At 61.8% G+C, this 12,376-nt stretch carries 11 protein-coding genes; 8 read left to right on the top strand and 3 right to left on the bottom strand.

Annotated features, from left to right (window positions below; all coding sequences use genetic code 11):
• Positions 1-50 precede the first annotated feature (50 nt).
• The 6 genes from ACSQ9D_RS20720 to otsA all read left to right on the top strand — a co-directional run bounded on the left by ACSQ9D_RS20720 (position 51) and on the right by otsA (position 7,305).
• Positions 51-962, top strand: coding sequence for a pirin family protein (locus ACSQ9D_RS20720; protein ID WP_436283715.1), 912 nt, complete (start codon positions 51-53; stop codon positions 960-962).
• Positions 963-1,411: 449 nt separating this feature from the next.
• Complete coding sequence (locus tag ACSQ9D_RS20715) at positions 1,412-2,089, top strand: FadR/GntR family transcriptional regulator (protein WP_037114828.1); 678 nt, start codon at positions 1,412-1,414, stop codon at positions 2,087-2,089.
• Positions 2,086-3,378, top strand: coding sequence for a CynX/NimT family MFS transporter (locus tag ACSQ9D_RS20710; protein ID WP_436283714.1), 1,293 nt, complete (start codon positions 2,086-2,088; stop codon positions 3,376-3,378). Before ACSQ9D_RS20715 ends, ACSQ9D_RS20710 begins: the two co-directional genes overlap by 4 nt.
• Positions 3,379-3,465: 87 nt before the next feature.
• Entirely contained in the window at positions 3,466-4,989 is a 1,524-nt protein-coding gene (locus tag ACSQ9D_RS20705; protein ID WP_436283713.1) for a S10 family peptidase, read from the top strand.
• Between the two features lie 103 nt (positions 4,990-5,092).
• The gene (gene otsB, locus ACSQ9D_RS20700) at positions 5,093-5,887 is read left to right on the top strand and encodes a trehalose-phosphatase (protein WP_436283712.1); all 795 of its coding nucleotides are present in this window, start codon (positions 5,093-5,095) and stop codon (positions 5,885-5,887) included.
• Between the two features lie 41 nt (positions 5,888-5,928).
• Positions 5,929-7,305 (top strand): alpha,alpha-trehalose-phosphate synthase (UDP-forming), encoded by a 1,377-nt coding sequence (gene otsA / locus ACSQ9D_RS20695; protein ID WP_436283711.1) that lies wholly within the window; start codon positions 5,929-5,931, stop codon positions 7,303-7,305.
• On the opposite strand, the gene ACSQ9D_RS20690 is transcribed toward otsA, so the two are convergent.
• Positions 7,286-8,203 (bottom strand): choline sulfate utilization transcriptional regulator, encoded by a 918-nt coding sequence (locus ACSQ9D_RS20690; RefSeq protein ID WP_436283710.1) that lies wholly within the window; start codon positions 8,201-8,203, stop codon positions 7,286-7,288. The two genes, otsA and ACSQ9D_RS20690, sit on opposite strands and share 20 nt — an antisense overlap.
• A 196-nt stretch (positions 8,204-8,399) precedes the next feature.
• Between ACSQ9D_RS20690 and betC the strand changes: the two genes are divergently transcribed.
• Positions 8,400-9,914: a choline-sulfatase gene (betC, locus tag ACSQ9D_RS20685; RefSeq protein WP_436283709.1), complete on the top strand. Its 1,515-nt coding sequence runs from the start codon at positions 8,400-8,402 to the stop codon at positions 9,912-9,914.
• A 15-nt stretch (positions 9,915-9,929) separates the two neighbouring features.
• Positions 9,930-10,133 carry a TOBE domain-containing protein gene (locus ACSQ9D_RS20680; RefSeq protein WP_436283887.1) on the top strand — a complete coding sequence of 68 codons (204 nt, stop codon included), beginning with the start codon at positions 9,930-9,932 and terminating at the stop codon, positions 10,131-10,133.
• A gap of 45 nt (positions 10,134-10,178) precedes the next feature.
• Here ACSQ9D_RS20680 and tsaA read toward each other — a convergent pair whose 3' ends face one another.
• Together tsaA and ACSQ9D_RS20670 are read right to left on the bottom strand one after the other, a co-directional pair.
• Positions 10,179-10,700, bottom strand: coding sequence for a tRNA (N6-threonylcarbamoyladenosine(37)-N6)-methyltransferase TrmO (gene tsaA / locus ACSQ9D_RS20675; protein ID WP_436283708.1), 522 nt, complete (start codon positions 10,698-10,700; stop codon positions 10,179-10,181).
• Positions 10,701-10,754: 54 nt separating this feature from the next.
• Positions 10,755-12,338: a peptide chain release factor 3 gene (locus tag ACSQ9D_RS20670; RefSeq protein ID WP_436283707.1), complete on the bottom strand. Its 1,584-nt coding sequence runs from the start codon at positions 12,336-12,338 to the stop codon at positions 10,755-10,757.
• Between the last annotated feature and the right edge of the window lie 38 nt (positions 12,339-12,376).

The following is a 12,376-nucleotide window of genomic DNA, read 5'->3' as shown; positions in this document are numbered from 1 at the left end:
GGGCTCGGCGGTTATAGTCCCGGGCAAGTCGAACCCTTCGAGAGGATGCTATGTCGATCCGTCCCGTAAAGCATATGAGCACTGCAACTCCGACCATGGAAGGCGCCGGCGTCAAGCTGCATCGTGTCTTCGGTTTCGGGGATCCGTCTATGACCGATCCGTTCCTGATGATGGACGATTTCCGCAACGACAATCCGGCCGAGTATATCCGCGGCTTTCCCTGGCATCCGCACCGCGGCATCGAGACGATCACCTACGTCCTCGCCGGCACGGTCGAGCACGGCGACAGCCTCGGCAATCGCGGCCTGCTCGGCGCCGGCGACATCCAGTGGATGACCGCCGGCAGTGGCATCATGCACCAGGAAATGCCGAAGGGCGATTTTGCCGGACGCATGCACGGCTTCCAGCTCTGGGCCAACCTGCCCTCGTCGCTGAAGATGACGGCGCCACGCTATCAGGACGTCAAATCCGACGACATTCCCGTCGTGGTCGATGACGACGGTACGGCCGTTCGCGTGATCTGCGGCGATTTCTGGGGCAAAGCGGGCCCGGTCGACGGCGTAGCGGCCGAACCGATCTATCTCGATGTCTCGGTGCCTCCCGGGAAGAAGAAGCGCCTGCCCGTCGACACCTATCGCAACGCCTTTGCCTATATCTTCGCGGGCTCCGGCACGTTCCGCGACGCCTCCAAGCCGTTCGGCGTCCGTGTCGAGAAGGAAGTGAATGGTGAGGAGGTCAACATTCGCGACATGTCCGGTAACCGGACGCTCGTCGTCTTCGACAGCGGTAATGAAGTCATCGTACAGGCCGGCGACGAAGGCATCCGCTTCCTGCTCGTTTCGGGCAAGCCGATCGAGGAGCCGGTTGCCTGGCATGGGCCGATCGTCATGAACTCCCGCGAGGAGATCATGCAGGCGATGCGAGAGCTGCAGAACGGCACCTTCATCAAGGCCGCACACTGAGCCGGCTTAATCCACAGCTCCCTGCCGCAATGTTTGTGCACTGCGGCAGTGCATAGGACATCGTTGTAAACACTGGCGTATTGGCGGTGGCCGTGAAGTTGAACACCGCTGCCAGGGAAGATACGCAGCACCTGGGGTCTCGTTTTTTCTTGCATCTCCGGCGAATCATCCTACCTTTTACCCATCTTCAACAGAACGAAAGGAAGGTGATCCAATGTCTAATGAGATTTCGGACCTCGTAAAAGGCATGGAAGTGGTGATGAAAGCGAGGCAGCCCTCGCTCTAAGCCCACCTTCCTAGGATCGCTTTGACGGTCCGGCCAATTACAGGCCAAAACTCATGGAAAGGGTCGCCTCAAGCGGCCCTTTTCATTTTTCATCACCGGATTGACGAAGGCGACGATCCCGGATTATTCATAAAGTCATCTGATGACTTTATGAATATGGGCGATGCAACCACTTGCAAAGACGAAACTGGCGGACACGGCCATTGAGGCGATCCGCACCGAGATCCTGGGAAAGCGATGGGCCGTCGGCGAGAAATTGCCCAACGAGGCAACGCTGTCATCAATGCTCTGCGTTAGCCGAGGCACCATACGGGAAGCCGTCCGGGTGTTGGTGTCGCAAGGCCTGCTCGAAACCAGGCAGGGCTCGGGAACCTACGTGCTCTCGACCACCGACACACGGCTGCCGCTCACCATGGCGCGTCGCGCCGGTCTGCGCGATCTCTTCGAAGCCCGGTGCGCGCTCGATGTCGAAGCGGCGCGGCTGGCATCGCTACGGCAAACCCCTGAGATCATTGCGGAGTTGCGGGCGCTTCTCGCCAAGCGGGGCAATTTCGAAGGCGGCGACAGGAGCGTATTCGTCGAACGCGATCTTGCCTTCCACAAGGCGATCATTGCCGCTTCCGCCAACCGCGCGATGATCGAAATCTATCAGTTCTTTTCCGCCTCCATTGCAGAGACGATCGCGGCGACATTGGACGACGAGATTCCCGAGCCGGACATGCGGGCGCATGCCGACATCATCGACGCGATCGCCACCGGCGATCCGCAACAGGCCGATGCGGCAGTCCGCCGCTTCATGGCCCCCATCATCAGCGCTCTCGACCGGATGCTCGTTTCATGACAACGCCCCTTCGCGATTCCCCACACGTCTACGACCTCGCGGACGAACAACTCATCGATGCCGAAGCGGACAGCGTACCGCAGCCGCAGCCACCGGCGGGCAGCAGCGCCGCGGTACGCTTTCTCCTCGGGGTCAGCCTCGTCCTGATCGCCTTCAATTTGCGTCCTGTCTTCTCCAGCGCCTCGGCACTGCTGCCCGAAATCAAGACGGAACTCGGCATTTCGTCCCTCGGCGCCAGCCTGCTGACGACCCTGCCCGTCGTCTGCCTCGGCGCCTTTTCCCCGTTGGCGCCGCGGCTTGCCCAGCGGATCGGAGCGGAGCGCACGCTTCTAGCGGTCCTCGTCCTGCTGGCGCTCGGGACGGGCCTGCGCGGCCTTTCATCCGTTCCGCTGCTCTTCGTCGGCACTGCGCTTGCGGGCGCCTGTATCGCGGTCGGGAACGTGCTGCTGCCTGGCTTGGTCAAGCGTGACTTTGCCGATCGAGCCGCGCTGATGACCGGTTTTTACACGATGGCGCTATGCGCCGGCGCAGCAAGCGCCGCGGGCTTCACGCTGCCGCTCGAGCGCATCCTCGGTGGCTCGCTCTCCGGCGCACTGGCCGCCTGGGGGCTACCTGCGCTGATTGTCGCCGTCATCTGGTTGCCGCAAGTGCTATCCACCACGAACCAAGTCAAGCGCCACGGCTTTTCCGTCCAAGGCCTCTGGCGGGACCGCTTGGCATGGCAGGTTACGCTCTTCATGGGCCTACAATCGGCCCTGGCTTACTGCGTGTTCGGTTGGCTTGTTCCCATCCTGCGCGAGCGCGGCCTTGACGGCGTCACCGCCGGAGCGATCGTTTCAGTATCGGTGATGGTTCAGGCTGCGGCATGCCTTATAGCTCCGCAGATCGCCGTAAGGGGCAAAGACCAGCGACTGATCAATGTGTCGCTCTGCGTCGTCGCGGTCGTCGCGTTATTCGGCCTGCTATTTGCACCACTCTCCACCGTCTGGGTCTGGGCCGTGCTGCAGGGCATCGGCCAGGGTGGCCTGATCGCTGTGGCTATGACGACGATCGTGCTGCGGTCGCGCGATCCGCATGTGGCGGCGCACCTTGCCGGCATGGCGCAATGCGTGGGCTACCTGCTGGCCGCGATCGGCCCGCTCGTGGTCGGGCTAATTCGCGGCTGGACCGGCAGCTTTGCATGGTCGGCAGTGCTTTTCGTCGTGCTTGGCGCCGGCGCTGCGATCAACGGCTGGAACGCCGGGCGGGCGCAATATGTGACTGCGCGGACGATCGTGAAGGCGGACTGATGTCCGCCTCACCATCTGTTGATTTCTCCCACCACGAGGCGATGCTAGGCTGACGCCTCCCATGCCGCTTCCGTCGGAGGAGAAGTCTTGCGTTTCCTATCCGCCATCCTGCTCACAACAGCCTTGCTTGCCCCATTGACGCCCGCCTTTTCGCAGGAAACGCGAGGCGAAGCTGCCACACAGGGTTCCGCGGGAGACGGCGTGTTGAAGCTGTTGCCGGGCGACTCGGTCACCCAGCATTCAATGACGATCGGCAATCGGACCCTCGACTACGTGGCCACGGCCGGCACGTTGGATCTCTTTGCACAAGACGGCACCAAGGCCGGCGCCGTGTTCTATACGGCCTATGTCGCCAAGAACGGGAGGCTCGACCGGCCCCTGACCTTTGCCTTCAACGGCGGCCCCGGCGCCGCATCGGCGTTCCTGCATCTCGGCCTCGTGGGGCCGCGTATCCTGGACTTCGGCCCGAAGGGCGACGATGGGGCCGACGCAAGATTGACCGACAATCCACAGAGCTGGCTCGATTTTACCGACCTTGTTCTCATCGACCCGATCGGAACCGGCTGGAGCCGAACCGCCAAGGCCGACGACACCTCCAAATACTACAACGTCAACTCCGACGCGGAGAGCATTGCTAAGGCGATCGCTCTCTATGTCGCCCACAACAGCCGGTCCGCTTCGCCCAAATACCTTCTCGGCGAGAGCTACGGCGGCTTCCGCGCCGCCAAGGTGGCCGGCGCGCTGAAGGATAGCCAAGGCATCATCGTCTCGGGCGCGATCATGCTTTCGCCGTTGCTCGAAGGACAACTGATGTTCAATGCCGATCAGTTTGCACTGGGCGCGGCACTCGAATTTCCGTCGCTTGCGGCAGCGAACATGGACAGACGCAACGCCTTCGATGAAGCGCAGCAAAGCGATGCGGAGAAATTTGCGCTTGGCGACTATCTCACGACACTCGCCGGCCCGGCGCCAACAGGCGAGGCCGCCGAGGCCTTCTATGGGAAGGTGGCCGGCATGACCGGCATTCCCGAAGATGTCGTGGCGAGGAATCGCGGTTTCCTCGGAAATGCCTATGTCAAGCAGTCAGGCGGGCAAGGCGGCCAAGTGGTCAGCCCCTATGATGCGGCGTTTTCAACGCCCGATCCTTACCCGGAGTCGGACTCGGACCGTGGCGCCGACGCCATTCTCGACGGCTTCACACGCGCCTATGGCGGGGCTTTCGCCGACTATGCGCGCAACGAGCTCGGCTTCAAGACCGAGATGACCTATTCGCTGCTCGACGCCGATGTAAGCCGCAGGTGGGAATGGGGCGGGCGCGGCGGCGGTTCCAGGCTGCAGGCGAGCGTCACCGACGACATCCGCCAGTTGCTGGCCTCCAACCCGAAATTCCGCCTGCTGATCGCCCACGGCTACAGCGATCTCGTCACACCCTACGGTGTCAGCCGCTATGTCGTTGACCACCTGCCGCCTTCGCTCGCTGGCGAGCGGGTGGCGCTGAAGGTCTATCGTGGCGGCCACATGTTCTACACGCGGACCGACCAGCGCGCCGCCTTTACTGCCGATGCCAGAGCCTTCTTCACCGAGCATTCCGGCACAATGCCGGCTGAATGAACGACTGATCAACGCACGGATTCCACGGCAAAATCTGAGATTTCCTCGCATTATTGAGCCAAGACGGGTTGCCTTCGGCGAATGCCGACATAGGTAAGTCACCATGTCACACCCCAGTGAGCCATTTCCTGCCACGACGCCGCAATCGGCCTCAGGGCAGACGGAATTGTTGAGCGCCCTTCTATCCTCCCCTCAAGACTGCGCTCTTTTTCTCGATATCGATGGCACATTGCTTGATCTAGCCGAGGTGCCGGATGCGATCGTCATGCCACCGTGGCTGCCGCCGGCGCTTGATGCCTTGTCGCAAAGGCTCGGCGGGGCGCTTGCCTTGGTAACAGGACGAGCGCTCGCCTATGCCGACGCGCTGTTCACGCCTTTCCGATTTCCGATCGCCGGTCTGCACGGCGCCGAACTGCGCCGACCGGACGGCAGCATCGTGACAGCCGAGACCACTGCCGCATTCGAGGCATTGAAGGCGGAGCTGCGCGCCGCAACCGAGAATCTGCAAGGGGTCCTCGTGGAAGACAAGGGAGCTGCAATTGCCGCGCACTATCGCCTTGCGCCGCAAAGGCAAGCGGACGTGGAGCCGATCATGGAGAGGCTGCGGTCCAAGGCTGGACCGAACTGGACCTTGCAGCGAGGCAAGATGGTGCTCGAGATCCGCCCCGCCAGCGCCGACAAAGGTCACGCCGTAGAGGCGTTTCTGGCGATGCCGCCCTTTGCCGGCAGGCGTCCGATTGCCATCGGTGACGACGTTACGGACGAGGCGATGTTCCGTGTCGCCAATCGTTTTGGCGGCCATTCCGTTCGTGTCGGACCGTCTTCGGACACTGCCGCCGCTCTGGCACTGCCTTCCGCATCGGCGGTGCGGGAAATGATTGGGCAGTTCGCCGTTTGATCCACGCACGATGTGCTGCCCTCCCGATGAAAGGAACCTCCGTGACCCGTCTTGTCATCGTCTCCAATCGCGTGCCCGCTCCCGCGAAGGAGGGCGCAGCCTCCGCCGGCGGGCTGGCGGTGGCGCTCAAAGCGGCGCTGGAACAGCGCGGTGGCATCTGGATGGGCTGGTCCGGCAAGTCGAGCGAGAACGACGAGCCCGGGCCACTCTCGCTGACGGAGGAAGGCAAGATCACCTTTGCCTTGACGGATCTCACCGGCAAGGATGTCGAAGAGTACTATTACGGCTTCGCCAATCGCGTGCTCTGGCCGATTTGTCACTACCGCCTGGACCTCGCGGAGTACGGCCGCAAGGAAATGGCGGGGTATTTCCGCGTCAATCGCTTCTTCGCGCATCGGCTTGCGCCGCTACTGCGGCCGGACGACATCATCTGGGTCCATGACTACCATCTGATCCCGCTCGCCGCGGAATTGCGGCAAATGGGCTTCAAGAACCGCATCGGCTTTTTCCTGCACATTCCCTGGCCGCCGGCTGATGTGCTTTATACCATGCCGGTTCACGAAGAGATCATGCACGGACTTGCGGCCTACGATCTCGTCGGCTTTCAGACAGACCATGATCTCGAAAACTTTGCCGGCTGCCTTCGCCGCGAGGATATGGGCGACGCCATCGGTGACGGCCGCTTCACGGCGAATGGCAAGGTTTTCAAGGGCGGAGCCTACGGCATCAGCATCGAGACCGCCGCCTTCGCCGAATTCGCCAAGAAGGCCGGCAGCCATCATCTGGTGCAAAGAGCGCGGCAGAGCATTAAGGGCCGCGACCTTATCATCGGCGTCGACCGGCTGGATTACTCCAAGGGCATCACCCAGCGGCTGGACGCGTTCGAGCGCTTCGTCGTCAACAATCCGGCCCACCAGCGAAACGTCACCTATCTGCAGATCACGCCGAAATCACGCTCGGAAGTCCCGGAATACGAACAAATGCAGCGTACCGTCGCGGAGCAGTCAGGCCGGGTCAACGGCGCGCTGGGGACGGTGGACTGGGTGCCGATCCGCTATATCAACCGCTCCGTCAGCCGTCCGATCCTTGCCGGTCTCTACCGGCTTGCCAAAGTCGGGCTCGTCACGCCGCTTCGCGACGGCATGAACCTCGTGGCAAAGGAATATGTCGCCGCGCAGGATCCCGAGAATCCCGGTGTGCTGGTGCTCTCGCGCTTTGCCGGCGCAGCACGCGAGTTGAAGAGGGGGGCGTTGCTGGTCAATCCCTATGACATCGAAGGCACCGCCAACGCGCTGGCGCGTGCCTTGAATATGCCCCTGGAAGAACGCCGTGAGCGTTGGCAGCGGATGATGGACTACCTGCTGGAGTACGATGTGTCGCGTTGGTGCGACGATTTTCTCAAGGATCTGGTCGATTGACGATCCCGGCTTCCGCCGTGAGCCAGGCCGCCAGCAGATCGCTTTGGGCGTCGCGTGTTCGCGGCGGCAACAGCCAATAACCCCGGTCCGGCGCCTCCAGCGTCGGGCCCGCGGTTTTCAGCATCCCCGACGCGAGCAGCGGTTCGACGAGGCCCATCCATCCGATGGCAACGCCCTGCTCGCCGATCGCGGCCTGCACGACCAGCGAGTATGTATTGAAGCTCACATCGCCCTGCCCCGCGTGACTATTGCGGCTGACACCCAGTTCCGCGAGGTAGCGCCGCCAGTCGAACCAGGGCGAAGGCTCTGCGGCATCGAGGTGGATCAGGCGTGCGCGTGCAAGGTCCGTTGGCGCGGAGATGGCACCGTAGCGATCGAGAAAGCCTTGGGTGCAGACGGGTGCAACCCTCTCCGGCAAGAGCAGAACTGCTTGGCGCTCGAACTCCGTTTGCGTACCAAAGACAACGGCAACATCGCCGTCGTCCGAACGGTTCCCATGCGTTCGCTGCGTCGCAACAATCTGAATATCGACGTTCGGGTAAAGCATGCGGAACAGATGCATGCGCGGGATCAGCCAGAGGGCAGAGAAAGCATAGTCCGTGCGCAACCTTATGGTTGGCCGATCGGCTTCATTGCGCAAGCGCCGCGCCAGCTGGTCGATCTCGCTGACGCTCTTTGCCACGACGTCGAAGAGACGCTGGCCTTCCGGCGTCAACTCCACGCCTCGATGCTGCCGCTTCAACAGGCTGACGCCGAGCTGCTCCTCCAGACGGCGAATTTGATAGCTGACGGCCGGCTGCGTCAGGCCAAGAGCGCTCGCCGCCGCCGACAGACTTCCCGCCTTGCCGATTTCAGCAAAGATGCGCATCCACCCAAGATCGACACGGCGGCTTTCCATAAAAAATCCTTAGAGATGATATCAAAAAATCCCCGCTTCACAGCCCATGCGATATTGATAATCTATAAAGCCATCAAATGGCAAACGAGAGATGATGCCGGAAGTCTCTGCGGTGCATTGCAGTCGATGCGGACTGGAAGACCTCTGCAGACGCAGCTAAGTTTCCGCTCCCCGAGAACCGAAGGACACACTACGCATGGCGCGCCCGAATATCCTCATCCTGATGGTCGATCAGTTCAATGGGACGCTGTTTCCCGACGGGCCGGCCGAATTTCTGCACGCGCCTCACCTGAAGGCCCTGGCAGAGCGTTCGGTGCGCTTCGCCAACACATACACTGCAAGTCCCCTTTGTGCGCCAGCGCGGGCTTCCTTCATGTCGGGGCAGCTGCCGAGCAGAACCCGCGTCTACGACAATGCCGCCGAGTTCGCGTCTGATATCCCGACGTTCGCGCACCATCTGCGTGCGGCAGGCTACCATACCGCCCTCTCCGGAAAGATGCATTTCGTCGGCCCCGACCAATTGCACGGTTTCGAGGAACGCCTGACGACCGATATCTATCCTGCCGATTTCGGCTGGACGCCTGACTACACCAAGCCGGGCGAGCGCATCGACTGGTGGTACCACAACCTGGGCTCGGTCACGGGTGCAGGCGTTGCCGAGATCACCAACCAGATGGAATACGACGACGAGGTCGCCTATAACGCGACCCGCAAGCTCTACGATCTCTCGCGCCGCCACGACGACCGCCCGTGGTGCCTGACCGTGAGCTTCACCCATCCGCACGATCCCTATGTCGCACGGCGCAAGTATTGGGATCTGTACGAGAATTGCCCTGCCCTTGATCCTGATGTTGATGCGCTTCCGTTCGACCAGCAGGATCCGCATTCACAGCGCCTCTTGAAGGCCTGCGATTACGATGCGTTCGAGATCACGCGAGAGCAAATCAGGCGAGCACGCCAGGGCTACTTCGCCAGCATCTCCTATATCGACGACAAGATCGGCGAGATCCTCGACGTCCTCGAGCGCGGGCGGATGGCAGACAACACGATCGTTCTATTCGTTTCCGATCACGGCGACATGCTCGGCGAACGCGGCCTCTGGTTCAAGATGTGCTTCTTTGACGGCTCCTCCCGTGTGCCGTTGACGATCGCGGCTCCGGGCTGGAATGCCGCCCGCATCCAGCAGCCTGTCTCGACGCTTGATGTGACCCCGACGCTGGCAGCGCTGGCGGGCATCGACATGACCAAGCTCGCACCATGGACGGATGGCGAAGACCTTGCGCCACTCGCGACAGGGACCGGGGGGCGTGGTCCAGTGCCGATGGAGTACGCCGCCGAAGGCTCCGAAGCCCCCCTCGTCTGCTTGCGTGACGGTCGCTTCAAGCTGACCCTTTGCGACAAGGACCCGCCGATGCTGTTTGATCTCGAGGCGGATCCCAGGGAACTGACCAACCTTGCGGGCGATGCAGGACATGGGAAGGTCCTGGCGAGACTCAAGGCTGAGGCCGACAAACGCTGGAACCTGCAGAGCTTCGATGCCGCCGTGCGCGAAAGCCAGGCGCGTCGGTGGGTCGTCTACGAGGCGCTTCGCAACGGAGCCTACTATCCCTGGGACTATCAGCCGCTGCAGAAAGCTTCCGAACGCTACATGCGCAATCACATGGACCTGAACGTGCTGGAAGAAAGCCAGCGGTATCCGCGCGGCGAGTAAGATTGCGGGCGGCAGATCTCCGCCGATACAGTCAGGAACCAGGAGGCAACTTATGAGGCCAGCGCACGGAACCGACTGAAGAGAAGGATCGTCGAGTTGAAGAAGGGGGCGACCACGGCGCATGTCCGATCCGAGATCGGCGGCGGGTCAATCGTCACGGCCTCCATCACCAACGAGGCGGTCGATGAACTGGGGCTCGCCGTTGGTGGCGACGCCTAGGCGGTCGTCAAAGCCTCGGACGTCATGATCGCCATCGACTGATCGTCAGGCCTTCTTGCAAGAACGCGCCACGTCGTCGCCGGTCTGGAAATCTCCAGGCTGCGGCGGCGCGATCGGCTTGAACAGCGCGCGCTCGGGCTTCAGATCGAGAAGCGGTGTGCCGTCAAGGCAATCCATTCCCCGAACCATCAAGGTGGCACCTTCAACCCCCTCCAGCTTGACGATGGACGTCGCGATCGGGTTCGGGCGTACGGGCGAGCGAAGAGAAAACGTGCCATGCAGCTTTCCGCTATTGGCCGGACTCTGGAGAACGAGATCGCGTCGTGACCGATCCAACCAATAGAGCACTTCCAGCCGCTCGAAAGCCTCCACACCCTCAAGGGCCTGTCGCCACGGCTCGTATATCTCGATCCTGCAGAGCGGACCGTCGTGCCGTCCCTGGCGCGGTGTCTCCATGCGCGTGCTCCAGGGCGTGAAGATGCGCCCGATGAACACCAGCCCGGCGTCCGTCGCCGGCGGCAATTCGACGGCGACCTCGTTTTCTCTGATTTCATTCTCTCGAACCATGGCACGCTCCTCTTCGCCGGGGCATCATGGCAGATCGTTATATCCGATCCAATATCACGCCGCCTTGACGGCGTGATATTCCTTGAGGGCAGCCATCTTGATCGCTGGATAGCGCTCTGATTCATAACGCAGCGAGAAGCTGTCCTGCGCCAGGAACACCGGATCATGGTCCAGGTCTCGCGCGATATCGCCGCGACGGGCGGTGACGAATTTCTCGAGCTCACCGGGCTGATCGGCGGAGATCCAACGGCAGACGGAGAAGCGCGACATTTCAAAGGAGACCGGCAGGCCGTATTCGGCCATCAGGCGCTCCTTGAGAACGTCGAGCTGCAGCGCACCGACGACACCGACGATAGCCGGCGAACCATCTTCCGGAGAAAACAGCTGGACGACGCCCTCTTCCGCCATCTGCTGCAGCGCTTCCTTGAGCTTCTTCGCCTTCATGGCGTCTTCCAGGCGCACCCGGCGCAGGATCTCCGGCGAGAAGTTCGGCACGCCTTGGAACACGAGGGACTCGCCCTCCGTCAGCGTGTCGCCGATGCGAAGCGTTCCGTGGTTGGGGATACCGACAACGTCACCGGCATAGGCCGTATCGGCAAGCTGCCGCTGCGAGGCGAAGAAGAACTGCGGCGCAGTGAGGCCAAGCTGCTTCCCGGTACGCGACAGTCGCGCCTTCATGCCGCGCTCGAGCTTGCCGGAGCAGATACGGGCAAACGCAATGCGGTCGCGATGGTTCGGGTCCATGTTCGCCTGGATCTTGAACACGAAGGCCGTCATCTTGTTGTCGGTCGCATGCACGGTACGGATATCGGCGACCTGATCGCGCGGCGGCGGCGCAAACTCGCCGAGCGCATCGATAAGATCGCGCACCCCGAAATTGCGAAGCGCCGAGCCAAAGAAGACCGGCGTCAGATGCCCCTCTAGAAAAGCTTTCTTGTCGAAGGGTTTGCAAGCCTCTATCGCCAGCGTCGTCTCCTCGACAAAAGCGTCACGCTCGTTCTCAGGCAAGCGATGGGCGACCATTTCAGGATCGGTGACCTTGGTCATCATTTCCTGGGTATCGGAGGCGCGAACCTCGTTGTTCGCCAGGTGGTAGGTGCCGCAGAAGGTCTTCGAGCGGCCGATCGGCCACGTCACCGGCGCACAATCCAGCGCCAGCTTCTCCTCAACTTCATCAAGGATTTCGAACGGGTCGCGGCTCTCACGGTCCATCTTGTTGATGAAGGTAATGATCGGAATGTCACGCATGCGGCAGACTTCGAACAGCTTCAGCGTTCGCGGCTCGATACCCTTGGCGGCGTCGATAACCATCACCGCAGCATCGACGGCTGTCAGCGTGCGATAGGTGTCATCCGCAAAGTCTTCGTGGCCGGGCGTATCGAGGATGTTGAAAACGTTGTCTTTATATTCAAACGTCATCACCGAGGTGACGACGGAGATGCCGCGCTCGCGCTCGATCTTCATCCAGTCGGAGCGCGTCTGCATGCGGTCCTTCTTTGCCTTGACTTCACCGGCGAGCTGGATGGCGCCGCCGAACAACAGCAGTTTTTCGGTGAGCGTGGTCTTACCAGCGTCCGGGTGCGCGATAATAGCGAATGTGCGGCGGCGGGAGACCGCCTCGGCGAGACTTTCGGCCATGATGTGAATCCTGTGGAATTGCGGCGTATCTAGCGATT

Source organism: Rhizobium sp. LjRoot258 (assembly GCF_964254185.1).
Taxonomy (GTDB): Bacteria; Pseudomonadota; Alphaproteobacteria; order Rhizobiales; family Rhizobiaceae; genus Rhizobium.
This window is presented reverse-complemented; position numbering and strand designations above follow the sequence as displayed.